This is a genomic window from Acuticoccus mangrovi (assembly GCF_016411865.1).
GTDB classification, from domain to species: domain Bacteria; phylum Pseudomonadota; class Alphaproteobacteria; order Rhizobiales; family Amorphaceae; genus Acuticoccus; species Acuticoccus mangrovi.
Genome location: NZ_JAEKJA010000007.1, coordinates 62,810 through 87,080, shown reverse-complemented (window position 1 = coordinate 87,080; position 24,271 = coordinate 62,810). Strand labels below are relative to the sequence as shown.

The 24,271-nt window shown below is 71.8% G+C and carries 22 protein-coding genes; 19 read left to right on the top strand and 3 right to left on the bottom strand.

Translation table 11 applies throughout. From position 1 onward, the window contains the following. Window position 1 precedes the first annotated feature (1 nt). The 8 genes from JCR33_RS09595 to JCR33_RS09560 all read left to right on the top strand — a co-directional run bounded on the left by JCR33_RS09595 (window position 2) and on the right by JCR33_RS09560 (window position 7,656). The gene (locus JCR33_RS09595) at window positions 2–805 is read left to right on the top strand and encodes an ABC transporter ATP-binding protein (protein ID WP_198882198.1); all 804 of its coding nucleotides are present in this window, start codon (window positions 2–4) and stop codon (window positions 803–805) included. Beyond that, window positions 802–1,638 carry an ABC transporter permease gene (locus tag JCR33_RS09590; protein ID WP_198881839.1) on the top strand — a complete coding sequence of 279 codons (837 nt, stop codon included), beginning with the start codon at window positions 802–804 and terminating at the stop codon, window positions 1,636–1,638. Before JCR33_RS09595 ends, JCR33_RS09590 begins: the two co-directional genes overlap by 4 nt. Continuing rightward, complete coding sequence (locus JCR33_RS09585; RefSeq protein ID WP_198881838.1) at window positions 1,635–2,888, top strand: cytosine deaminase; 1,254 nt, start codon at window positions 1,635–1,637, stop codon at window positions 2,886–2,888. Before JCR33_RS09590 ends, JCR33_RS09585 begins: the two co-directional genes overlap by 4 nt. Next, complete coding sequence (locus tag JCR33_RS09580) at window positions 2,870–4,261, top strand: FAD-binding oxidoreductase (protein ID WP_198881837.1); 1,392 nt, start codon at window positions 2,870–2,872, stop codon at window positions 4,259–4,261. Before JCR33_RS09585 ends, JCR33_RS09580 begins: the two co-directional genes overlap by 19 nt. After that, the gene (locus tag JCR33_RS09575) at window positions 4,258–4,851 is read left to right on the top strand and encodes an NAD(P)H-dependent oxidoreductase (protein WP_198881836.1); all 594 of its coding nucleotides are present in this window, start codon (window positions 4,258–4,260) and stop codon (window positions 4,849–4,851) included. Before JCR33_RS09580 ends, JCR33_RS09575 begins: the two co-directional genes overlap by 4 nt. A gap of 156 nt (window positions 4,852–5,007) precedes the next feature. Next, window positions 5,008–5,499 (top strand): MarR family winged helix-turn-helix transcriptional regulator, encoded by a 492-nt coding sequence (locus tag JCR33_RS09570; protein WP_198881835.1) that lies wholly within the window; start codon window positions 5,008–5,010, stop codon window positions 5,497–5,499. Further along, a complete protein-coding gene (locus JCR33_RS09565; RefSeq protein ID WP_332461155.1) occupies window positions 5,500–6,414 on the top strand; it encodes a DMT family transporter in 915 nt (304 codons plus the stop codon). 60 nt (window positions 6,415–6,474) lie between these two features. After that, on the top strand, window positions 6,475–7,656 hold the full coding sequence (locus tag JCR33_RS09560; RefSeq protein WP_198881834.1) for a pyridoxal phosphate-dependent aminotransferase: 1,182 nt from the start codon (window positions 6,475–6,477) through the stop codon (window positions 7,654–7,656). Between the two features lie 69 nt (window positions 7,657–7,725). On the opposite strand, the gene JCR33_RS09555 is transcribed toward JCR33_RS09560, so the two are convergent. Further along, a complete protein-coding gene (locus tag JCR33_RS09555) occupies window positions 7,726–8,739 on the bottom strand; it encodes an NAD-dependent epimerase/dehydratase family protein (RefSeq protein ID WP_198881833.1) in 1,014 nt (337 codons plus the stop codon). A gap of 188 nt (window positions 8,740–8,927) precedes the next feature. Between JCR33_RS09555 and JCR33_RS09550 the strand changes: the two genes are divergently transcribed. Further along, window positions 8,928–10,214, top strand: coding sequence for a nucleotide sugar dehydrogenase (locus tag JCR33_RS09550; RefSeq protein ID WP_211110191.1), 1,287 nt, complete (start codon window positions 8,928–8,930; stop codon window positions 10,212–10,214). A gap of 28 nt (window positions 10,215–10,242) precedes the next feature. Here JCR33_RS09550 and JCR33_RS09545 read toward each other — a convergent pair whose 3' ends face one another. Continuing rightward, window positions 10,243–11,967: a hypothetical protein gene (locus JCR33_RS09545; RefSeq protein WP_198881832.1), complete on the bottom strand. Its 1,725-nt coding sequence runs from the start codon at window positions 11,965–11,967 to the stop codon at window positions 10,243–10,245. Between the two features lie 205 nt (window positions 11,968–12,172). Here JCR33_RS09545 and JCR33_RS09540 point away from each other — a divergent pair, with 205 nt between their 5' ends. The 10 genes from JCR33_RS09540 (at window position 12,173) to JCR33_RS09495 (ending at window position 22,815) form a co-directional block, all read left to right on the top strand. After that, the gene (locus JCR33_RS09540) at window positions 12,173–13,504 is read left to right on the top strand and encodes a hypothetical protein (RefSeq protein ID WP_198881831.1); all 1,332 of its coding nucleotides are present in this window, start codon (window positions 12,173–12,175) and stop codon (window positions 13,502–13,504) included. Further along, a complete protein-coding gene (locus JCR33_RS09535) occupies window positions 13,501–14,667 on the top strand; it encodes a glycosyltransferase family 4 protein (protein ID WP_198881830.1) in 1,167 nt (388 codons plus the stop codon). The genes JCR33_RS09540 and JCR33_RS09535 overlap by 4 nt, the downstream gene beginning before the upstream one ends. Window positions 14,668–14,755: 88 nt before the next feature. Further along, window positions 14,756–15,814, top strand: a complete 1,059-nt coding sequence (locus tag JCR33_RS09530) for a glycosyltransferase family protein (protein WP_198881829.1) — start codon at window positions 14,756–14,758, stop codon at window positions 15,812–15,814. Between the two features lies 1 nt (window position 15,815). Beyond that, complete coding sequence (locus JCR33_RS09525; protein WP_198881828.1) at window positions 15,816–16,763, top strand: FkbM family methyltransferase; 948 nt, start codon at window positions 15,816–15,818, stop codon at window positions 16,761–16,763. After that, window positions 16,760–17,965 carry a glycosyltransferase gene (locus tag JCR33_RS09520; protein ID WP_198881827.1) on the top strand — a complete coding sequence of 402 codons (1,206 nt, stop codon included), beginning with the start codon at window positions 16,760–16,762 and terminating at the stop codon, window positions 17,963–17,965. The genes JCR33_RS09525 and JCR33_RS09520 overlap by 4 nt, the downstream gene beginning before the upstream one ends. A gap of 114 nt (window positions 17,966–18,079) precedes the next feature. Beyond that, window positions 18,080–19,324: a glycosyltransferase gene (locus tag JCR33_RS09515; RefSeq protein WP_198881826.1), complete on the top strand. Its 1,245-nt coding sequence runs from the start codon at window positions 18,080–18,082 to the stop codon at window positions 19,322–19,324. Next, window positions 19,321–20,325, top strand: coding sequence for an acyltransferase family protein (locus JCR33_RS09510; protein ID WP_198881825.1), 1,005 nt, complete (start codon window positions 19,321–19,323; stop codon window positions 20,323–20,325). The genes JCR33_RS09515 and JCR33_RS09510 overlap by 4 nt, the downstream gene beginning before the upstream one ends. Window positions 20,326–20,329: 4 nt before the next feature. Beyond that, complete coding sequence (locus tag JCR33_RS09505; RefSeq protein ID WP_198881824.1) at window positions 20,330–20,893, top strand: LbetaH domain-containing protein; 564 nt, start codon at window positions 20,330–20,332, stop codon at window positions 20,891–20,893. Next, window positions 20,890–21,714: a glycosyltransferase family 2 protein gene (locus JCR33_RS09500; protein WP_198881823.1), complete on the top strand. Its 825-nt coding sequence runs from the start codon at window positions 20,890–20,892 to the stop codon at window positions 21,712–21,714. Before JCR33_RS09505 ends, JCR33_RS09500 begins: the two co-directional genes overlap by 4 nt. 72 nt (window positions 21,715–21,786) lie before the next feature. Beyond that, a complete protein-coding gene (locus JCR33_RS09495; protein ID WP_198881822.1) occupies window positions 21,787–22,815 on the top strand; it encodes a UDP-glucuronic acid decarboxylase family protein in 1,029 nt (342 codons plus the stop codon). A gap of 141 nt (window positions 22,816–22,956) precedes the next feature. On the opposite strand, the gene JCR33_RS09490 is transcribed toward JCR33_RS09495, so the two are convergent. After that, a complete protein-coding gene (locus JCR33_RS09490; protein ID WP_198881821.1) occupies window positions 22,957–24,234 on the bottom strand; it encodes a lipopolysaccharide biosynthesis protein in 1,278 nt (425 codons plus the stop codon). Window positions 24,235–24,271: the final 37 nt, after the last annotated feature.

The window sequence follows — 24,271 nt, the reverse complement described above, 5'->3', positions numbered from 1 at the left end:
CCTGGTGATCGCCAATCCCTCCGCGGCCGCCGCCGAGCGGCCGCCCATCGTGACCCTCGCCGGCGTCGGCAAGACCTTCGACAACGGCACCGAGGCGCTCGCCGGCGTCGACCTCAGCGTCGGCCGCGGCGAGTTCCTGAGCCTGCTCGGCCCGTCGGGGTGCGGCAAGTCGACCATCCTGCGGCTCGTCGCGGGGCTCGACGAGCCGACCACCGGCGTCATCGACTGGCACGACGGCGTTGCCGGCCGCGCGGCGCAGCGGGCGCGCAACGTGGGCTTCGTCTTCCAGGAGCCCACCTTGATGCCGTGGGCCAAGGTGTTCGAGAATGTGTGGCTGCCGCTGCGCCTCAAAGGCGTGTCGCGGGCCGACGCCGGACCGCGCATCATGGCCGCGCTCGAGAGCGTGGGGCTCGCCGACTTCGCCACCTCCTACCCGCGCGAGCTCTCCGGCGGCATGAAGATGCGCGTCTCGATCGCCCGTGCTCTCGCCACCGAGCCCTCGGTGCTCCTGATGGACGAGCCGTTCGCCGCGCTCGACGAGATCACCCGCTTCCGCCTCAACGACGACCTGTTGCACCTATGGGCGGAGAAGGCGTGGACGATCGTCTTCGTCACCCACTCGGTGTTCGAATCCGTCTACCTCTCCACCCGCATCGCGGTGATGACCGGGCGGCCGGGGCACGTCGCAACGGAGGTGGTGGTCGACGAGCCCTCGCCGCGTACCGCCGCCTTCCGCACCTCGGCGCACTATGGCGAGATCGCCAGCGCCACCTCCGCCGCCCTCCACGAGGCGATGGGGGAATGAGCGCCGCCGCGCCGCCCGCCCGTTCGCGCGAGGCGCGCCGGCGGCGGCTCGACAAGTGGCTGCGCATCGGCCTGCCCTTCGCGGTGCTCGCCGCCCTCGTCGTGGGCTGGGACTTCGTCGTGACGGCGAACGAGATCCCCACCTACATCCTGCCGCGACCGGGCCTCGTGGTGTGGACGATCGTCGCCGACTTCGGGGTTCTCGGACCCTCGCTCCTCAACACGCTGCTCATCACGCTGCTGGCGCTGGCGCTCGCGACGATCGGCGGCGTCGCCCTCGCGATCGCCCTCACGCAGTCGCGGATCGTGGAATATTCCTTCTTCCCCATCGCCGTGGTGCTGCAGGTGACGCCCATCGTGGCGATCTTCCCGCTGATCAACATCTATGTCGGCAACGACCTCGCGAAGCTTTTGATCTGCGCCTGGATCGTCGCCTTCTTCCCGATCCTGTCCAACACCACGCTGGGCCTCAACTCCGCCGACCGCAACCTGCGCGACCTCTACCGCCTCTACGGCGCGAGCCGCTGGCAGACGCTGCGCTATCTGCAGCTCCCGGCGGCGATGCCCTATTTTCTCGGCGGGCTGCGCATCGCCGGCGGTCTCGCCCTGATCGGCGCGGTGGTGGCCGAGTTCGTGGCCGGCGCCTCGGGCTTCGGCACGGGCCTCGCCTCGCGCATCATCGAGTCGGGCTATCGCCTCAACATCCCCCGCCTCTTCGCCGCTCTTGTCCTCATCTCCGCGACGGGCATACTGATCTACGTGTCGCTCAGCGTGCTCTCCAACCGCATCCTCGGGAAGTGGCACGAAAGCGCCATGGACCGGGGCCGTCGATGATCGTCGCCAACGCCGCCATTCCCGAAGCCTTCCAGGAGGGTCCAGGCGACGACCTCGCCCTCTTCGACGTGAGCGTCGAGGCGGGCCGCGTCGCCCTTGTCGAGCCGGCCGCCGGGCAAGGCGGCGACATCGACGCCCGCGGCGGCATTCTGGTGCCCGCCTTCGTCGACATGCACACCCATCTCGACAAGGGACACATCTGGCCGCGCCAGGCGAACCCCGACGGGACGTTCATGAGCGCGCTTCAGGCGACGGGCGAGGACCGCGTCGCCCACTGGAGCGCGGCGGACGTGCGCGCCCGCATGGAGTTCGGCCTCGCCGCCGCCTACGCCTACGGCACGGCGGCGATCCGCACCCACATCGATTCCATCCCGCCGCAGGACGACATTTCCTGGCCGGTCTTCGCCGAGGTGCGGGCGGCGTGGGCCGACCGCGTCACGCTCCAGGGCGTGAGCCTCATGAACGCCGCCTCGATGGCGGAGGATCTCGGCCCGCTGTTCGACAAGATCACCGGCTTCGGCGGCCTCGTCGGCGCGGTGCTGACCCCCGAGGCGGACATCGCCGAGCGCATCCGCCGCCTGCTCGTGACCGCCGAGGATCGCGGCCTCGACCTCGACTTCCATGTCGACGAGACACTCGACCCGTCCGTCAACGTGCTTGAGGAGGTGGCGCGGCAGGCGATCGCGGTGGGCTTCTCCGGCACCATCACCTGCGGCCACTGCTGCTCGCAGATGGCCCGGCCGGAGGCGGACGCCGCCCGCACGCTCGACCTCGTGGCCGAGGCGGGCCTCGCGATCGTCAGCCTGCCGCTCTGCAATCTCTATCTGCAGGACCGCCACGCCGGGCGCACGCCGCGCATCCGCGGCGGCACGCTGGTGCACGAGATGGCCGCCCGGGGCATCCGCGTCGCCATCGCCTCCGACAACACGCGCGACCCGTTCTACGCCTACGGCGACCTCGACATGGTCGAGGTGTGGCGCGAGGCGACGCGCGTGCTCCACCTCGACCACCCGGTGGGGCTGTGGCCGCGCGCCTTCTCCACCACCCCAGCCGCCATCATGGGTCTCGCCGAGCACGGCCGCATCGCTCCCGGTGCACCGGCGGACCTCGTGCTCTTCAGCGCCCGCCACTCCACGGAGCTCTTCAGCCGGCCGCAGATCGACCGCACGGTGATCCGCGCCGGCGCCGTGATCGACGCCTCCCCTCCCGACTATTGCGAACTGGATGCCCTATGGACATCGCCGCGCTGAAGGCCGAGCTCGACGGTGAGGTGCCGCTCGAGGAGAACCCCCGCATCCTCCAGCAGAAGAGCCGCGACTTCTACTGGTACTCGCCGGTCCTGAAGCGCCAGCTCGACGCGGTGGCCGCCGACCTCGTCGCGACGCCGCGCAGCGTCGACGAGCTGCACGCGGCCCTCGGCTCCGCGTGGCGCAACGACGTGCCGGTGACGGTGCGCGGCGCCGGCACCGGCAACTACGGCCAGGCGATGCCGCTCGCCGGCGGCCTGGTGATCGACGTCTCGGCGCTCGACCGCGTCATCGAGATCGGCGAGGGGCGCGTCGTGGCCGAGCCCGGCGCGATCCTCGCCAAGATCGACGAGGCGACGCGGGCGAGCGGGCAGGAGCTGCGGCTCTCGCCCTCCACCTACCACACCGCCTCGATCGGCGGCTTCGTGGCGGGCGGCTCGGGCGGCGTCGGCTCGATCCGCTGGGGCGGCCTGCGCGACGCCGGCAACATCATCCGCCTGCGCCTTGCCGCCCTCGACGGCTCGATCCCGTCCGTCGTCGACCTCACCGGCGACGACATCGCCAAGGCGAGCCACGCCTACGGCACCACCGGCGTCATCACCGAGGTGGAGATGCCGCTGGCCCCGGCCTACGCCTGGGTCGACCTTCTCGCCACCTTTCCGACGCTGGAAGGGGCGGTGCGCTACGGCGAGACGCTCGCCGCCGCCGACGGGCTGCTGCTGAAGAACGTCGCCGTGGTGGACGCGAGCGTCGCCGGCTACTTCAAGCGCCACGCTCCCTACCTGCCGGCGGGCGAGGCGGTGGCGATCGTCGTCGCCGCTCCCTTCGCCGTCGACGACGTCGCCCGTCTCGCCGCCCGCGCCGGCGGCACGGTGACGCTGCGCTCCGACCAGCTCGACGAGGCGACGCGGGCGCGCCTGCCGGCCGCCTTCGAACTGTCGTGGAACCACACCACGCTGCGCGCCTTGCGCGTCGATCCGGCGATCACCTATCTGCAGGTGCTCTATCCGCAGCCCGACATCTGCGGGAAGGTCCTGAGAATCGCCGAGATCTTCGGCGACGAGGCGCCCACCCACCTGGAGTTCGTCCGCTTCGACGGGGCCGTCGGCTGCTTCGGCCTGCCGCTGATCCGCTACACCACCGAGGCACGGCTCGACGAGATCGTGGCGATCCACGAGGACAACGGCTGCCCGATCTTCAACCCCCACCGCTACACGCTGGAAGAGGGCGGCATGAAGGAGACCGACGCGGTGCAGCTCGCCTTCAAGCGGCGCGCTGATCCCAAGGGGCTGCTCAATCCGGGCAAGATGATCGCCTGGGACAATCCCGACTTCGACTACGGCAAGCCCTACCTCTTCCCGACGCTCGCGCGATGACCCAGCGCGCCCTCGTCGTCTTCTGCCACCCCAACCCGCAGAGCTTCGGCGCCCATCTCCTCGCCGAAGTGACGACGGGGCTCGCCCGCCCCGGCCGCGAGTGCCGCGTGCACGACCTCTACGCCGAAGGCTTCGACCCGGCGATGAGCCTTGAGGAGCGCCTCGGCTACCATACCGAGGGCGAGAACGAGCGGCCGGTCGCCGACTACATCGCCTCGCTGCGCTGGTGCGACACCATCGTGTTCGTCTACCCGACGTGGTGGTTCGGGCTGCCGGCGATGCTGAAGGGCTGGCTCGACCGGGTGATGGTGCCGCATGCAACCTTCGCGATGCCGACCGAGGACCGGCCGATGCAACCGCTCCTCCACAACATCACCACCATCGCCGCGGTCACCACCTGCGGAGCCACCTTCTGGCAGTCGAAGTTCGTCGGCGAGCCGGGGCGGCGCACGCTGCTGCGCGGCTTCCGCTACATCTGCCATCCGCGCGCGCGCACCCGCTACGCCGCCCTCTACCGCATCGATTCCTCGACGCCGGAGGCCCGCACCACCTACGCCGCACGGGTTCGCGGGATGATGGCAGCGTTGTGACCCTCGGCGCACACAGAGCGCCTTTTTCCCGCTTTGTGATGTATTTTTCCCTTCGCTACGCTTGCCCCGGCGCAAGGAGCGGCCTATTCAGCCGGCAAAATTCCGGTGCCGGCGCCGCCCCTCGCCGTGTCGACGAGCCGGAGCCTAGAGGGTCCCATGCCGTTCGATCATTCGAAGTCAGCAACCCATCGCCTCGCCCAGGCGGCCAAGGCGCAGCGCAGCCGAGCGGGCGCGCACCTGTCCGCTCTCGGCCTCTACCCGGGCCAGGAGGTGGTCCTGAAGGCGCTCGGCGGGCAGGACGGGCAGACGATGAGCGAGCTCGCCGCCACCCTCGGCGTGCAGCCTCCCACCGTGACGAAGATGGTGACCCGCCTCGCCGCGCACGGCTTCGTCGTCCGCCAGACCTCCGAGCAGGACGGACGGCTCGCACGGGTCTTCCTCACCGAGCCCGGTCGTGCCATCATCGGCGACGTGGATAAGACCTGGAAAAGGCTCGAGAAGGAAGCGCTCGCAGGGTTCGACGACAAGGACCGTCGGCGGATCCGCAAGCTATTGCGGAAGATGGAAAAGAATTTGCTCGCCGCCAACGGCATCGCCCACGCCGACGACATCGACGAAGACGACGACCTCGAGGACGTGACGGCCTAAGTGCCGCTCGCGCCTGCCGACACGGAGGCCGGCGCCGCCATCAGGGGCATCCTCCTGATGATCTTCGCGGTGTCGATGTTCGCCTGCCTCGACGCGACCGCGAAATATCTCGGCCGCTCGATCGCCTCGGTCGAGGTGGTCTGGCTCCGCTATGCGACGCACGTGCTGCTGCTGGCGATCTTCCTGCGCGTCTGGCGGGACTTCTCGCCTTTCCGCACCCGCAAGCCGATCCTCCAAACGGTGCGCGGCCTCACCCTTCTCGGCGCCACCTTCTTCAACTTCTGGGCCCTGCAATATCTGCAGCTCGCCGAGACCAGCGCCATCACCTTCGCCGCGCCGATGGTGGTGACCGCACTCGCCGGACCAGTGCTCGGCGAGCAGGTGGGCGTGCGCCGCTGGTGCGCCGTCATCGTCGGCTTCATCGGCGTCTTGGTGGTGCTGCGGCCGGGCACCGGGGCGATGCACTGGGCCGCCGGCCTCTCGGTGCTCTCGATGCTCTGCTTCGCGAGCTACACCATGATGACGCGCATCATGCGGCGCACCGAATCGGCGATGGGCCTCTTGATGCTGTCCGCCCTCGTCGGCGTGGTGGTGCTGTCGCCGTTTTCCTACGGGGCCCTCACCAGCCTGCACGGCTGGCAGTGGGTCCTCGCCTTCCTCATGGGGGCGCTCGGCGCATCGGGCCACGGCGCGCTCGTGATCGCCCATCGCATCGCCAGCGCCTCCCTGCTCGCCCCGTTCATCTATATGCAGATGTTCTGGATGATCACGCTCGGCTACGTCGTCTTCAACGACACGCCGGACCGGTGGACGGTCGCCGGCACCCTCATCATCGCCGCGTCCGGCCTCTACATTCTGCACCGCGAGCGCGTGCGCGGGCAGACGGTGGTGAACCGCACCCCGCCGATCCGCTGAGGCGCCCCTTGGCAGAGGCCCGCCGAGGCCGCTAAGACGACCGCCCCGGGAGGATAGAACATGCTGCACACAGTGGCCGGCTTCGACCGCATCGGCGAGGAGAACGCGTTCGCGGTTCTCGCCCGCGCCAACGCGCTCGCCGCGGAGGGGCGCGACATCATCAATCTGGGCATCGGGCAGCCCGATTTCCCCACCCCGCCGCACATCGTGGAAGCCGCGGTGAAGGCGCTGCGCGACGGCCATCACGGCTACACCGCCGCCACCGGCATCCCCGAGCTCCGCGAGGTGGTGGCGAACGACATCGCCATGCGCACCGGCGTCGCCACCGACGCCGACCACATCATGATCGTGCCGGGCGGCAAGGTCACGATGTACATGGCGATCATGATGTTCGGCGAGCCGGGGGTGGAGATCCTCTATCCGGACCCAGGCTTCCCGATCTACCGTTCGATGATCGAGTTCACCGGCGCCACCCCCGTGCCGCTGCCGATCCGCGAGGAGAACGGCTTCGCCTTCGCGCCGGAAGAGGTGGAGGCGCTCATCAGCGACCGGACGCGCCTCGTCATCGTCAACTCGCCGGCGAACCCCACCGGCGGCGTCACCCCGCCGGAGGACGTGGCGAAGCTCGCGAAGATCCTCGCCGCCCGTCCGGACGTCGCGGTGATGAGCGACGAGATCTACGGCCGCATGACCTATGACGGGCTGCCCCACGTGTCGCTCGGCGCCTTTCCGGAGCTGCGCGACCAGCTGATCCTGCTCGACGGCTTCTCCAAGACCTACGCCATGACCGGCTGGCGCCTCGGTTGGTCGCTGTGGCCGAAGTCGCTCTACGACAACGCCCGCAAGCTCGCCGTCAACGCCTGGAGCTGCGTCAACGCCCCGGCCCAGTATGCCGGCATCGCCGCCCTCACCGGCCCGCAGGACGCGGTGAGCGAGATGGTGGCCGCCTTCGACGACCGTCGCCGCGCGGTGGTCGACGCCCTCAACGCGCTCCCCGGCGTCTCCTGCGCCACGCCGAAGGGCGCCTTCTACGCCTTCCCCAACATCAAGGCGACCGGGTGGCAGGCCAAGCCCTTCGCCGATGCGCTGCTGCGCGAGGCCGGTGTCGCCCTCATCGGCGGTCCCGACTTCGGCATCCTCGGCGAGGGCTATGTGCGGGTGTCCTACGCCGCCGCCAAGGACCGCATCCTGGAGGCGATGCAGCGCATCGACGGCTTCCTCAGGAACCGCGCCGCCGCCTGAGCGGCGGCCTGCCCTGCGGGCCAGCGCGGCTCACAGGGTCAGCGGCCGGCGGAGTCAGCGGCCTCCGGGTCAGCGGCTAGAGAGCGCCTCGCCGGTGGTCCGCAGATAGGTCCGCCCCGGCCCGTCGAGCCATCCGACGAGGTCGTCCACCGCCTCGTGCAGGCCGAATTCGGGCCGAAAGCCGGTTTCGGCGGCAAGCCGCTCGATGGACATCGGCGCCCTGTCGGCCTCCATGTGCAGATCGATCGTCGGCGTCTCGCCCTCGTTGCAGAGGCGATATTCGAAGGGGATGCGCTCGGCGAGCGCCGCCGCGAAGTCGACGAGCGACCAGCTCGCCCCGGACGAGACGTTGTAGAGCGCCGACGGCAGACGCGGCGCGTCGCACAGGGTGACGACGGCCTTCGCGGCATCGGGAGCGTAGACGTAGTCGCGCCGATCGCGCCGCGGGATCAGGGCCGGACGGCCGGCGAGCGCCGCGTTGAGCACTTGATGCGGCGGGCTCGGCGTATCACGCACGGCGGTGGCGCGCTCCCAGCGGCCGAACACGGCCGAGAGACGCACGTTGACGAAGTCCATCCCCCAAAGGTGCCGCAGCCGGTCGGCGATCCGCTCGGAGCCGAACTTGGAGATGCCGTAGAGGTTGTTGGGGTCGGGGATCGTCGTGCTCTCCTGGAGCGGATCGGACGAGCGGAACGCCGCCGCGCCGTAGGCCGCCGAGGAAGAGAGGTTCACGACGCGCCGCACGCCGCGTCCCCGCGCCGCCTCCAAGACGCGCACGAAGCCCGACACGTTGACGGCGAAGATGCCTTCCGGCTCCACCGCCTCGCGCTTCGGCCCGGCGGTGATGGCGGCGCCGTAGACGACGGCATCGGCGCCGTGCGCCATCGCGCCGGCGACGTCGAGGGGATCGGTGACGTCGCCGACCCTCATCGTCAGCCGCCCGTCGAGCCTCCCGAGCCAGGCGCGCGCCGTCGCCGGGACCGGCGTACGATCGACCAGCATCACGTCGTCGCCGCGCCGCAGCAGAGCTTCGGCGATGTTGAGACCGACGAAACCCGCTCCGCCGAAGATGATCGTCCTCATGGAGGCCCCGTCGTCCCACGCGCTCCGGCGCGCCCTCAAATTCTGGAATATTAAAGCAAGATTCGATCCATAAAACGCAACTGCGATACAACTACATCCGTTCCGGCCTTGACGCCGCGGCGTCAAAATGGCTCAGCCGAGCCTCGTCCCGCGCCGACGTGGGGCACGACATCCCGGATGGCTCCGCCTTGACCGACCTCGACCTCACCAGCCACCCCATCGCCGTCATCGGGCTCGGCTATGTGGGCCTGCCCCTCGCCGTCGCCTTCGCCCGGCGGCAGAAGGTGGTGGGCTTCGACCTCGACGCGCGCCGCGTCGCCGCCCTCGCCGCCGGACACGACGCCACCGGCGAGGTGGAGGACGCCGACCTCGCCGCCGCCACCAACCTCACCATCACCGCCGACCCGGCGGCGCTGACCGGCTGCCGCACCTTCGTCGTCGCCGTGCCGACGCCGGTCGACGATGCCAAGACGCCGGACCTCTCCCGCCTCCTCGCCGCCTCCGAGACGGTGGGCAAGGCGATGGGGCCGGGCGCGGTGGTGGTCTACGAGTCCACCGTCTTTCCCGGTTGCACCCGTGAGATCTGCGTGCCGGCGCTGGAGCGGGCGTCGGGGCTCACGAGGGGGCGGGACTTCGCGTTCGGCTACAGCCCCGAGCGCGTCAATCCGGGCGACAAGGCGCGCCGGCTCGAAGCGATCGTCAAGGTCACGAGCGGCTCGAGCGCCGAGGCAGCCGCCGCCATCGACGCCCTCTACGCCTCGGTGGTGACGGCCGGGACCCACCGCGCCCCGTCGATCGAGGTCGCGGAGGCGGCGAAGATCATCGAGAACACCCAGCGCGACCTCAACATCGCCCTGATGAACGAGCTCGCGATGCTGTTCCACCGCCTCGGTCTCGACACCCAGGAGGTGCTCGACGCGGCGGCGACGAAGTGGAACTTCCTGCGTTTCGCGCCGGGGCTCGTGGGCGGCCACTGCATCGGTGTCGACCCCTACTATCTCACCCATCGGGCTCAGCAGGTGGGGCACCATCCCGAGATCATCCTCGCCGGCCGCCGCATCAACGACGCGATGGGTGCGCACGTGGTCGACCGGGTGATGCGCCTGATGATGCGGCGCGGCATGCCGGTGGTCGGCTCCAAGGTCTTGGTGATGGGGCTCACCTTCAAGGAGAACTGCCCCGATCTGCGCAACAGCCGCGTGGTCGACGTGGTGTCGGAGTTCGCCGAGCTCTCCGCCGAGGTCGAGGTGTGGGACCCCCATGTCGACCCCGACGAGGCGGAGCGGATGTACGGCGTGCGCCCCCTCCCCGCCGCGCCGCAGCCCGGAGGCTACGACGCCGTCGTCCTCGCCGTCCCCCATGCCGACTTCGTGCGCCTCGGCGCGGGAGCGATCCGCGGGTTCGGCCGGGCGAACGCGGTCTTCTTCGACGTGAAGAGCGCGTTCGCGCGCGAGGAGAGCGACGGCCGCCTCTGATCGGGCCCTGACGCCGCCGGCCGCTCCGTCAGCGGCCGAAGTCCGCCTCGCTCGGCACGTCCATCGCGAGGAGAGCGGTGATCACCGCCGGATCGACGCCCATGTCCGCGGCGACGATCGCCGGCGTCGAGATGGTCGGCGCATAGGGGGTGGCCGTCGGATCGCCGTCGAAGGCGAGCGGCTCGGCCTGCTCCAGCAGGCAGTCGCCATCGACGCCGGAGGCGACCGCCTGGATCTCGGCGAGAGTGTCGTAGGCGCTTCCCGGAATGCCGAATTGCGAGGCGATGCCGACGAAGCCCGTGTTCGGCGTCCGGTCGGTGGTCGACATCGCGCCGATGGCGCTCTCCTCGAGCGTGATGGGGGCGAGGTTGTGGTAGACGAGCGCCCGCGACAGGCCCGCGACGGTCACGTTCTGCAGCGTCAGCCGCCCGTTGTTAGCGGGGGTCGCCGATTCGAACTCCAGGCAGCGCTTGTCGCCCGACTGGGTGTCGTTGCGGAACACCGCGAAACCGTTGCGGAAGACCGGATCGATGCCGTTCTTCACCGTCTCCGACAAGAGGGCGCGGCCGAACGGGCTCGCTCCGGTGATGGTGACGAAGAGGAAGCCGTCGACGTCGGCCGTCATCGAGCCCTGGACGAAGTTCACGCCGTCGATCAGCACCCCGTCGCGCACCACGAGGCTGCCGCTGGAGGGTGGCCCGTAGGCGAAGGCGCGGCAGCCCTCGGCCCGCACGCGCTCCACCACCATGCCGTCGAGGATGTTGCCGCCGACCGAGCCGTGGCTGTAGACGGCCTTGGAGAAGCCGACGATGCGGGCGCGCTTCAGCTGCGGCGTCGCCGCGGCGTAGGTGTCGTGATAGCAGTGGAAGGCCGCGCCCTGGGTCGCCGCGCCGGGGGTGCGCGAGAGGAACAGCAGGTCGTGGCCGTGGCACACGCCGAGGCTCGCGTGGCAGCCGACGTCGATCCAGGCGCAGCGGCGATAGACGGGCACCGGATCGCCGGCGACGAAGTTCTGGGTGACCGCGTAGGTGCAGTCCTTGCGGATGTTGCGGCCGAAGACGAGGTCGCTCACCGTGCCGCCCGGATGCTCGAAGAGCTCGGCACGCGCGGCGTTGTGGAGCGCGCCGCCGGTCCGCGGATCGCCGCTGTCGGCGAGCTGGAAGACGTAGCGGAAGGTCTGGCCGCTCGCCTCGGTGCGCGCGTCGGGATTGGTGGAGCCGTCCTTGTGCACGAACATGCGACCGGGGTTGGCGGCGACGAAGGCTTCGCCGGCGGCGATGTCGGCGGCCCCGTAGTAGGGTTCCAGATACTCGCCGAGCTGCGTGCCCCCGGTCGGCTCCCACCAGAGCGCGAAGTGGGGCCCGTTGGACTCCACGTAGGACCCCGCGAAATAGGGTGCCTCGGAGTGGGTGATCGTCACCTCGTAGACGTCGGCGTGGGTGGCGTGCGCCGTGATCGTCGCCGCGACCACGTCGGAGCCGTCGATGAAGGGCGGCGGATCGGCGGGATCGCCGTAGGCGCCGATGCCGCGCGCCGAGACGGCCGAAAAGGTCTCGCGAAAGCGCGAGCCGCGCTTGAGGCCCACGCGGTCGTCCGCCGTGGACACGCTGGCGAGCTTGGCGAGCGTGGCAAACGGCGCGGCCATGCTGCCGTCGTTGCCGTCGTCGCCGTTCTCCGCGTCCACGCAGAGGTCGAAGGCGGGGCCGAGGGTCGTCGACGGCGCCCCCGACACGGACAGACTGATCCCAAGCATGCTTCACCCTATGGTTGCGATGGCGTAGGATAGTCGTCGGCCCGCCGAGCGGGGATAAGCCGGCCGGAACCGTCGCCCGGGCGGTGTCGACGGGCGCGGATTGGCGCTCCCCCGTTGTCTTCGCGCGGCCGGGCGGCGCATGTAGGGGCCTGCGATGCGGGCCGGCCCTGCCGCCCGCCACCGATCGCCGCCGCCGGAGCCCTCCATGGAACCCTTCGCCTTCGTTCTCCTCGCGACCAGCTCCTTGGCCGTCCTGTGCATCGGCCTCTTGGTTCGCCGCTCCGGCTACATGCAGCTGCCGACGCTGATCGGCGCGGTGTTCACCCTCTGGGTGGTCCCGCAGCTTTGGCAGATCCGCCAGTGGGTCGGGGCCTACGAGATCGGCGCGCTCCTGACGCTCTATGCCTTCTGCCTGCTCAGCCTCGTCGCCGTGCTGCTCGGCTGGCGCGCCGGGCTGCAGATGGGCCGCGGCGGGGCGATGCCCGCCAACCTCCTGAGCGGGCGCGAGGTTGAGCGCATCACCGTGGTGATCACCATCGTCGCGGCGGCCATGGCCCTCGCCATCGGCGCCACCGACGTCGACGAGCGCATGGCCCACCAGTGGAGCGGCCCTCTCACGATTTTGTATTTTTTTGGCAACCTGAAAGTCATTTCTCTTTTTCTTTCCATTTCACTTTTCTTGAAGAAAAAGACGCACCTGACGACCGCATTACTCGCGGTCAATATCGGGCTTTACTTTCCGATCATCTTCATTCACTTTCGACGCAGAGGGATGCTGGAGGCCTTCACCTGCGCCGTGCTCGCCCTGTGGTTCGTGCGGCGCACGCTGGTGCCTCGGTTCGCCATCATGTGCGGTCTGCCCCTCGGCATGATTTTGGTCTTTGCGGTCGGCGCGCTGAGGGCGGCGGCCCGGCAGGATGAGGCGGGCAATGTCACCCTCCCCAGTCTCAGCGACATACTGGCGATCGACTTCTGGTCGTACACCCCGTTCGCCACGCGGGCGACGACGCCCGAGCTCTACAACGCCTTCACCCTGGTGCGGCTCGCCAACGAGCTCGGCGAGCACACGCTCGGCGCCATCAGCTGGAACCGCTTCGTGTTCCAGTGGGTGCCGGCGCAGATCGTTGGGGCGGACGTGAAGAACGCGCTGATGTTCCCCATCGACCCAGCCGAACGCATCCTCGCCGCCTTCGACATTCCCTGGCGCATCGGCACGATGCCGACCGGAATGGGCGAGGCCTATCTGGAGTTCGGCTTCCTCGGGGCGCTGGTGTTCTTCGCGATCGCCCTCATCATGGGACGGTGGTGGGCGCGCGCCCAGCGCGGCGGCGTCGGCGCGGCGACCTTCTACGCCGCCGGCCTCGCCCCGGCGGTGCTGACGCCGGCCTTCTACGCGAGCTACTTCTTCAACATGATCGTCCTCTACGTGGGCGCGCTGGTGCTGATCGCCGCCGCCGTGCGGACGGGGCGCCGCGCCGAACCCGGGCGGCGCCAATTCATCCTGCCCCGCGCGCCACGCGGACCCGATCGGTCATGAACGCCGCCGTCCTCCGACCCGGCACGGGCGACGGTGGACGGCAGGACTTGCCGCGGGTGCTTCATGTGGCGCCCGGGGCTCCCTTCGGCGGGGCCCAGCGCGTCGCGATCGACCTCGCGGCGGCGGCCATTGCGGCGGGCGGCGCGGCGCATCTCCTCTTCCTGGGCGACGCGGTCGAGGCGGCCGCCGCGGCACGGCGGGCCGGGGTCGACGCGGTCACGCGTGGCGGCTCGATGCGCTCGCGCCTGCGCGCCTTCCGCGCCGTGGTCGCCGACATCCGTCCGGACGTGGTGCAGCTCCATCTGCCACCGCCGGCGCTCGTCTTCGCTCTGCCGAAGTCGACGGCCCTCGTCATCCATCTGCACGGCCTGCCGCCATCCCTCACGGAGGGCTCGGCGCGGGCCCGTCTCGGCGCGGTTCTGAGCCGCCACATCGCGCTGCGCGCCGATCATGCCATCGCCGTCAGCCACTGGGTCGCGGACGCCTGGCGCGCGGCGGGGCTCAGAACGCGGCTGTCGGTGATCGCGAACCCCCTGCCGCTGCCCGATGAAGACGCCGCTCGCCACGCAACGCCGGGCAACGGCGTGCCGGGCGACGGCATGCCGACCATCGGCACGGCGACGCGCCTCGTCCGCGGCAAGGGGGTCGAAGCGCTCGTCCCCCTCGCCGCCGCGCTGCGCGATCGCGGCGTCCCCTTCCGCCTCCTCGTCGCCGGGGAGGGGCCGTTGCGGCCAGGCCTCGAGGCGGAGATCTACGCGCGCGGCCTTCAGTCCCACGTCCACCTCGTCGGCTTCGTCGCCGACGTCGAGGCCTTCTGGCGCGGCCTCGATCTGGCGGTGATCGCGGCGCCCTGCGAGCCGTTCGGCCTGCGCCTCTTGGAGCCCGTCGCCCACGGCGTGCCGGTGGCCGCGCTCCTGGGCGGATCCGGCGCCGACGAGGTCGCGGCGCGCTGCCGGGGCGTCGCGCCGATCGCCGGCGGTGGATGCCCCGCCTTCGCGGCCACCGTCGCCGCCCTTCTCGACGCTCCCGCCGAGCGCCGACGCATGGTGGAGGAAGGCCGCAGCGACATCGCCCAACACTTCGACCCGGGGCGGATCGCGGCGGCGGTCGGGGCGACGCACCAGCGCGCCCTGCGCCGCGCCGTCCGGAGGGCGGCGCCGTGATCCACCGACCTCCTCCGCCCCATTCCCGTCCATCGGCTCCCGTCCCGCCACGCGCGGCCGGCGGTGCAGGCACGCGAGAGACGACGCCATGACCCTTCTCTTCCTCGACACCAACACGTTGTGGCATCGCCGCATCGCCGAAGCCCTCGCCGCCCGTGTCGCGACGGCCGCGGTGGTGCCCGAAGCCGGGCTCGTCCCCTCCGTGCCGCGCTTCAGCGAGGCGGGGCCGCTCACCACCTTCGCCATCCGCCTGCCCCGCGGCTGGGCCTCCGGCACCGCCGACATCGGCCAGCGCCTGCTCGCGCGCCTCGTGAGACGCCTCGCCGCCTCGCTCGGCGAGCGGCCGGTGCTCGTCTTCTCCTCGCCCGCCTACCGCCCCCTCGCCCGCTTCCTCGGCGAGCACTTTCCCGTCGTCACCTACACCGCCGACGACTATCGCGCCTATCGCGGCTGGCGGGCGGTCGCCGAGGCGGAGGCCGAACTCGCCCGCCGCGCCGTCCTCAACGTCTACGTGTCGGAGGCGCTGCGCCAACGCGCCATCGCCGAGCACGGGATCGATCCGGCGCGCACCCTCGTCTCGCCCAACGCCACTGAGCCGCGCTTCGCGACCCGGCCCGGCGGACGGCCGGCGGAGCTCGCCGACCGCAAGAGGCCGGTCGTCGGCATCCTGGGCGGTCTCTCCGAGCGGCTCGATCTCGACCTCGTCGCCCGCGTCGCCGCGCTCGACAGGGTGGGCACCCTGCTCGTCGCCGGCCCCGTCTCCGCCGGTGCGGCCCGGCGTGCGCCCTGGCTCGACAGCCCGAAGGTGGTCGTCACCGGGCCCCTGCCGCACGACGAGATGCATCGCTACGCCCATGCGGTGGACGCCGGCCTCATCCCCTACGCGCCGACCGCCCTCAACCATGCCGCCTCGCCGATGCGCCTCTACGATCATCTCGCGACCGGCGCGCCGGTGTTCGCGACAAACGCGTGCGATCAGATCAACCGCCTCGCCGCGCCCGGCCTCACCGTGCTGCCGCCGCACCACCTGGTGGAGGCGATCGACAGCGCCCTCGCCGCGCCGGCGCGCCACGAGCGGCGTGCCGACACGCTGATGTGGAGCGCCCGCGCCGTCCCGCTCGCCGGGGCGATCGAGGCGGCCGCCTGAGATGAGCACGTCGACAGCATCCCTGCGCCCCGCCGCCCGCCCGGTGAAGGCCCTCCTCGCCCGCGCCATCGACGGCACGGTGAAGCAGCGCCGTCTCGGCGCCTTCGCCCTCTACACCGTGGCGCGCCGGATCGTCCGCGCGTTCGAGAATCACGACGTCGACATGACCACCAACGGCGAGCGCTGGCTTCAGGGCCGCCTCGCCGCCCGCGGCCCGGTCGACGCGATGGACGTCGGCGCCAATCGGGGCGAGTGGGTCGAGGGGTTGCTCGCCCACCGCACCGCCCGGCGCGTCGTCTGCTACGAGCCGGTGCCGGCGACCTTCCGCGCCCTCGCCGCACGCACGAACGACCCGCGCGCGATCCTCGTCGAAGCCGCCCTTTCGGCGAGCCCCGGCTCGCTGCGCCTCAACGCGGTGCTCGACAATCCGAGCATCTCCTCGGTCTACGACATCGCCTGCTACCAGGACGGTCACCCGATCGAGCCCATCGAGGTTCCCGCCACGACCGGCGACCGGGAGATGGCCCGGCTCGGCCTTTCCCACCTCACCATCCTGAAGATCGACGCCGAGGGGCACGATCTCGCCGTGGCGAGCGGCTTCGCCGGCGCCCTCGGCCGCGGCGCCATCGACCTCGTGCAGTTCGAGGTGAACCAGTTCACCCTCGCCGCGCATCAGTCGCTGCGGGCCTTCTTCCAGCTCTTCGGTGAAGCCTACCTCGTGTGCCGCCTGCTGCCGCGTGGCCTCGAAGCCTGCGGCTACCACCCGATGCTCGACAGCTTCAGCCAATCCAACTGGGTCGCCGTCCGCCGCGCCTATCTCGACGCCGCGGCGGTCCGCGATCTCGGCCTGCGCGCCGCCGGCGGCGAGCCGGGTCGCGCCCTCGCCCGCGCCCTCGCGGGAAACCGCCTCGCCACCCTCCTCGGCCTCGAACAGGGAGCCCCCGCATGAGCCCCGATCGAATCAGCCTCGCGCTCGTCGTGCGTCAGCTCGGCCACTACCACGCCGCCCGCCTCGCGGCGGCCCGGTCCCGCTTCGGCCGACTGACGACGATCGCCGGCACCGACGAGGGCCCCTTCGCCGGCTTCCTGTCGGCCGACCCCAACGCCGTGCGGCTCTACCCCGACCGTCGCCGCTATCTGCGCGACGTCGCCAGCGGGGCGCTCGCCCGCCGCCTCGCCGCCGCGCTCGACGCCGCCGAGCCCGACGTCGTGGCGGTGACGGGATGGGCGAGCCCGGAAAGCCTCGCCGCCCTCGCCTACGCCCGCCGCCGGGGGTTGCCGACGGTCATGCTGTCGGAATCGATGGCCGACGACGCGCTGCGCCACCCCCTGCGCGAGGCGGCGAAGCGGCGGATCCTCGCCCATGTCGACGCCGCCCTCGTCGGCGGCCCGCCTCACGCCGCCTATCTCCACGATCTCGGCCTCGGCCCACGCCGCATCCATCTCGGCTACGACGCGGTGGACAACGCCCACTTCGCGGCCGGTGCCGACGCCGCCCGCGCCCGGCCCGGCGCGCGCGCCGCGCTCGGCCTGCCGCCGCGCTACCTCCTCGCCTCGGGCCGCTTCGTCGCCAAGAAGAACTTCCCCACCCTGGTGCACGCCTTCGCCCGCGCCGCCGGTCGCGACGGTCCCGATCTCGTGATCCTCGGCGACGGGCCGGAGCGCGCCGCGATCGAGGCGGCGGCCCGCGCGGCGGGGGTCGAGAGCCGCGTCCACCTTCCGGGCTTCGAGGAATATGCCGCGCTGCCCGCCCTCTACGGCCTCGCCGAGGCGTTCGTGCACCCGGCGACGACGGAGCAATGGGGCCTCGTCGTCAACGAGGCGATGGCCGCAGCGGTGCCGGTGATCGTGTCGAACCGCGCCGGCGTCGCCCGCTCGGTGATCAGCGAAGGCGGCGTGATGGTGGATCCCACCGAGGCGAGCCTTGCCGAGGCGATCACCTATCTCCTCGCGATGCCCGCCGCGACGCAACGCGCTCGCGGGCTCGCCGCCCGCGCGGCCATCGCCCCCTGGGGCGTGGAGCGCTTCGCGGACGGCCTGGCGGGCGCCGTCGAGACCGCCGTCACGCGCCGGCGCCGCCAGGCACCGCTGGTGTTGGACCGCGCCCTCTTCGGCGTTCTCGGCCGCCGGATCATCGCCCATGTCGGTTAGAGCACGTCCCCCTCGAGGGGAAGCACGTGCGGAGGAAAGCGTTCTTCCGTTCAACGGGATAGAGCATCTCGTCCGCGCTCGATCGAGCGCGGGATGCTCTAGCGGCATCGGCTCATGACCTCGGCCGACACCCTCACCGCCCCACTCGCTCCGCCCTTCCCGGACGACGGGCCGCCGCTCACCCTCGCCGTCGTGACCGGCAGCCTCACGCGGCGCGCCGGGGGCCTGTTCCATTCGGTGCGCGGAACGGCGCGGGCACTCGCGAGCGCCGGCCACCGGATCACCGTCCTCGGCGTCGCCGACCCTTCGCCCGCCGAAATGGCGGAGGACCTCGCCGCCTGGGCTCCCCTCATGCCCGCCGCCGCTCCCCGCCGCGGCCCCGCCGGCCTCGCCTACGCCCCGGCGTTGGCGAGGCACCTCGACGCGCGCTTCGACGTCGTCCACCAGCACGGCCTGTGGCAGCCCCACTCGCGCGCGGTGGCGCAGTGGCGCAAGCGCACCGGCGGCGGCGTCGTCATCTCCCCGCGCGGCATGCTCGACCCGCCGGCCCTCGCCCGCTCTCCCCTCAAGAAGCGCCTCGCCCGGCTCCTCTACGAGGACGACAACCTCGCCGGCGCCGACTGCCTCCACGCCCTCAACGAGGCCGAGGCGGAGGCGATCCGCAGGGTCGGCCTCACCGCGCCGATCGCCGTCATCGCCAACGGCCTCGCACCCGAGACGCCGGCCCCGCTCCCACCACGGCCGGCGGGCTTTCCGCCCGAGCGCCGCATCCTCCTCTTTCTCGGTCGGCTCCATCCAAAGAAGGGGCTCTTGCCGCTCCTTGCAGCCTGGGCCCGCCTCGGGGCCGACGTCGCTGCCACCTGGCACCTCGTCATCGCCGGGTGGGACGAAGCGGGCCACGCCACCGAGCTGCGCGAGGCCATCACCGCGCACGGCCTCGCCGGCCGCGCCCACCTCGCCGGGCCGCTCCACGGCGGAGAAAAGCGCGCCGCCCTCGCCCACGCCGACGCGTTCGTGCTCCCCTCCACCTCCGAGGGCCTGCCGATGGCGGTGCTCGAGGCGTGGGCCGCCGCTTGCCCGGTGCTGATGACGGCGGCCTGCCACATGCCGCACGCCTTCGCCGTGGGCGCCGCCGTCGAGATCGCGCCGGATCCCGCCCGCATGGCGGCAGTTCTCACGCAGACGCTGGCGCTGCCGCCGACCCGGCTCGCGGCCATCGGCGAGCGCGGCCGCGCCCTGCTGCGCGCCCGGCACGATGCCGACGCCGTCGCCCGCGCCCACGTCGCCGTCTACCGCTGGATCGTCGCGGGCGGATCGACCCGGGGCGTCGCGCCGCCGCCGATGGTGCGGGTCGGATGAGCGCCGCCGCACCCCGTCTCGCCTCGCTCGAGGCGGGCCGCGGCCTCGCCGCCCTCGCCGTGGCGCTGTTCCACGCCGCGGCGGCGACGCCAGATGCCGACCGCCCCGCCGCGCTGCAGGCCGTGCTGATGGCGGGCCAGAGCGGCGTCGACTATTTCTTCGTGCTGTCGGGCTTCGTCATCGCCCACGCCCACGGTGCCGACATCGGCCGGCCGGAGCGCCTGCGCGCCTATCTTCTGCGCCGCGCCCGGCGGATCTATCTGCCCTATTGGGTGGTGCTCGCGGCGATCCTGCCCGCCTTCGTCCTGGTGCCGACCTTCGGCCTGCCCGCCTTCCGCGAGCCCGCCACCCTTCTCGCCGCCGTCGTCCTCGCCGGCCCGGCCGACCCGACGCCCCTCACCGTCGCCTGGACGCTCTTCCACGAGGTGCTGTTCTACGCCCTCTTCGGCCTCGCGATCCTCCACCGCGGCGTCGGCGTCGCGGCGCTCGGGCTGTGGTTCGCCGTCTGCGCCCTCGGTGAGGGCGACACCTACGCGTTCGCCGAGATCAACCTCCTCTTCGGCTTCGGCATGGCGGCGCGGGTGGTGCTGCCGGCGGTGAAGGCGCCCGCCGCCGTCGCCCTCCTCGGCGCCACGGTCTTCCTGGCGGCGGCGCTGACGGGGGGATCGCCGATCATCGCCGGCCTGGGGGCGGCCGCTCTCCTCGCCGGCCTCGCCGCCTGCGAGGCGGCGGGGCGCCTCGCCGTGCCCGCCGTCCTCGTGGCGCTCGGCGGCGCCTCCTACGCCCTCTATCTCACGCACGGCCCGGTCCTCTCGGCGCTCTTGAAGCTCGCGGCGCGGACGCCCGTGCCCATCGCCGCCACCCTCGGCAGCCTGCCGCTCCTCGTCGCGGCGACGCTCGTCGCCGGGATCGCCTTCCACCGGCATGTGGAAACGCCGCTTCTCGCCCGCCTCTCCCGCCGGACGGTCCGCCTCCGGCCGACCACCGACACACCGAGGTAGCACCATGGACGGTATCGAGATCGACACCCTCGCCAACCGCCGATCCCGCTCATGGAGCCATGCGGCGCTCGCGGGGCGGCTCGCCTGGGCGCTCTGCCGGCCCGCCTTCCGCCTCTCGCCGCGCCCTTTGTGGGGCTGGCGCAACCTCATGCTGCGCGCGTTCGGCGCCCGCGTCGGCGCGGGCGTGCGGGTGGCGCCGAGCGTGCGCATCGCGGTTCCCTGGCGCCTCGTCCTCGGCGACCGCGTCGGGGTGGGAGAACGGGCGATCCTCTATTCGCTCGGCCCCATCACGATCGGCGCCGACGCCACGGTGTCGCAAGGCGCCCACCTTTGCGCCGGCACCCACGACCACCGCCACCCGGCGATGCCCTTGCTGCGCCCGCCGATCAGCATCGGCGCCGGCGCCTGGATCTGCGCCGACGCCTTCGTCGGCCCCGGCGTCTCGGTCGGCGACATGGCGGTGGTCGGCGCCCGGGCGGTGGCGGTGCGGAACGTGCCGGCCGCGACGGTCGTCGCCGGCAACCCCGCCCGCCCCGTCGCCGTCCGCACGCTGGAGGCGGGGTCGTGACGCTGCCCGTCAGCGTCGTCATCCCGGTGCGCAACGAGGCGGCGATCCTCGGGGAGTGCCTCGCCCGCCTCTCGCCCTTCGCCGAGGTGATCGTGGTGGATTCGGCAAGCGAGGACGGCACCGCCGCCATCGCCCGCGCCGCCGGGGCGCGCGTGGTCGAGTTCGTCTGGAACGGGCGCTATCCGAAAAAGCGCAACCACGTGCTCCTCAACGAGCCGATCGCCGCGCCATGGGTGCTCTTTCTCGACGCCGACGAGCTCGTCACCGAGGAGTTCTGCGCCGAGCTCGCGGCGCGCCTGCCGGAGAGCCGCGCCGCCGGCTACTGGCTCGGCTACCGCAACACCTTCCTCGGCCGCCCGCTGCGCCACGGCGTACCGCAGCGCAAGCTCGCCCTGATCCGCCACGGCCACGGTCTCTACGAGCGCATCGACGAGCGGGAGTGGAGCCCGCTCGACATGGAGGTGCACGAGCACCCCGTGCTCGACGGCCCGGCCGAGACGATCCGGGCGCCGCTCCTCCACCGCGACGAGCGCGGCCTCGCCGCCTTCCTCGACCGCCACCTCGCCTACGCCCGCTGGGAGGCCGCCCGCTACCTCGCCCTCGAGACGGGCGACACCGCCGCCCTCACCCCCCGCCAGCGCTTCAAATATCGCCATCTCGACGCCTGGTGGTACGCACCACTCTATTTTGGATTGTGCACCCTTCTCAAGGGCGGCCTTCTCGACGGGCGCGCCGGGCTCGCCTACGCGTTCTACAAGGCCTGGTACTTCGCCACCATTCGCTTCCTCATCAGGGAGCGTCGGCGCGCTATGGCACCATAGGAAAGCTTGCCAAGGAGAGTCATTCCACTCTATGGTAAATCAATCATAGATTGATATTTGCGAGAGAGTCCCATGGCACGCCTCTACGACAGTCGAAAGCGGATCCTCGTGACCGGCGGCGCCGGCTTCCTCGGCTCTCACCTGTGCGACCGTCTCATCGCGGCGGGGCACGAGGTCCTCTGCGTCGACAATCTGTTCACCGGCACCAAGCGCAACATCGACCATCTGCACGCCCACCCCCGCTTTGAGTTCATGCGGCACGACGTGACCTTTCCCCTCCACGTGGAGGTCGACGAGATCTACAATCTCGCCTGTCCCGCCTCGCCCGTGCACTACCAGCACGACCCGATCCAGACGACGAAGACCTCGGTGATCGGCGCCATCAACATGCTCGGCCTCGCCAAGCGCCTCGACGCGCGGATCCTGCAGGCCTCCACCAGCGAGGTCTACGGCGACCCGACGGTGCATCCGCAGCCGGAAGCCTATTGGGGCTCGGTCAACCCGATCGGCCCCCGCTCCTGCTACGACGAGGGCAAGCGCTGCGCCGAAACGCTGTTCTTCGACTACCACCGCGCGATGGGGCTCCGGATCAAGGTTGCCCGCATCTTCAACACCTACGGGCCGCGCATGCACGTCGCCGACGGGCGGGTGGTGTCGAACTTCGTGGTGCAGGCGCTGAAGGGCCTGCCCATCACCCTCTACGGCGACGGCAGCCAGACGCGCTCCTTCTGCTATGTCGACGACATGGTCGACGGCCTCATTGCGCTGATGGCCTCGCCCGACACGGTGACCGGGCCGATCAATCTCGGCAATCCGGCCGAATTCACCATCCGCGCCCTCGCCGAGGCGACCCAGCGGCTTGCCGGCACCGCGCTGCCGATGGTGCGCGCGCCGCTGCCGGCCGACGATCCGCGCCAGCGCCGGCCCGACATCGCGAAGGCCCGCTCGCTGCTGCGCTGGTCCCCACGCGTGCCGCTCGAGGACGGGCTTCGCCGCACCATCGCCGCCTTCCGCGAGCGTCTCGCCGACGGCGTGCTCGCCGACGCCGCAAGGGCGCCGCTCGGTGCCACAGCCGCGCTCGCCGAGCGCGTGCCGGCTTGAAGCGTTCGCGCCCGCCGAGCGCCTGCCGGCCTAAAGCGTTCGCGCTCGCCGCGCGTGTGCCGGCCTGAAGCGTTCGCGCTCGCCGAGCGCCTGTCCGCCTGAGGCTATCGCGTTCGCCGAGCGTGCGCCTGAGGCGTTCGCTCACCCTCCCCATACCGGCGTGGCGATCCCCGCCCGTCGCGCCGCCCGCGCCGTCAGCGCACCGTTGACGAGGAACGACGCCGCCGTTCCGAGCGCCGCGCCGAGGATGCCGAGGAACGGCACCAACGCCGCCGTCAGCACCGCGTTGACCGCGAGCGCCACCGCCGTCGCCACGAGCAGCGCGCGTTCCGCCCGCACCGCCCGCAGCACCTGTTGAGCGGGCCCGAAGAGGCTCCATCCGAGGTAACCCACGCCGGCAACCACGAGCGCCGGATAGGCCGCCCCGAACCCCTCGCCGTAGAGGCCGAGATAGAACGGCCCGAGGAGCGCCGCCGCGACCACCGACACCAGCGTCATCGCCACCCCCATCCGCGCCGTCTGGCGGGCGAGGGCCTGCGCCGCGGCGATGTCGCCGGCGGCGTGGAGACGGGTGAGGCGCGGCTCGGCGAGGAGGGCGGCGGCGTTGAAGAAGAAGGACACCACCAGCGCCGCCCGCGCCGCCGCATAGTAGAGGGCGACGTCGCGCGGCGTCGCGAGGAGCATCAGAACGAGGATGTCGACCTGGGTCGTCAGGTTGAGGAGGAGCTGGACCCCGGCGAAGGTGAACCCCGCCCGCACCATCGGCCCGTGCGCGGCCGACCACCAAGGCGCCCCGATCCCCTCGATCGCCGCCAGGCCGAGGCGTCGCGGCGGCATCGCGAGGGCGAGCGCCGCCGCCCCAGCGAGCGCCCCGACGATCTGCGCGCCGAGCGGCACGACGATGCTCGGCGCCGTCGTCGCGACGAGGATCGCGAGCGCGGCGAGCGCCACGAGGAAGCGCACCACCCCGCCGAGCCACCCGGCGAGGAGGATCGCCTCGCGCCCGCCGTGCACCGCTCCGAGCACCCCCGCGAGGTTGGCAAGGAGGGCGAAGAGCATGACGAGACCCGCCGTCGCCCCGAAGGCGAGCGTGGCGACGATCCCGCCGAGGACGAGGAGGCCGTTGATGAGAAGGACCGCCTGGACGAGCGGAGGCAGCGCCCCGCGTCCGCCGTCGCCGCGGCGGGCGGCGACCTCGCGGGTCACGAGCGCCGGCAGTCCCAGCGAGGTCGCGACCTGGATCACCCCCGCGACCGCCATCAGCGACACGTAGGCGCCGAAGATCTCCGCCCCCAGCCAGCGCGTCGCGAGGATGGCGAACACCAGCGTCAGCCCGGTGTTCAATAGGCGCAGCAGGGCGACGTGCCCCCCCGAAAGGAGCGCCCGAACCGCCGGCCTCAGCCGAGCGCCGACACCCATTCCGGCGACGCCCGTTGCGGCGACGTCGACGATCGCG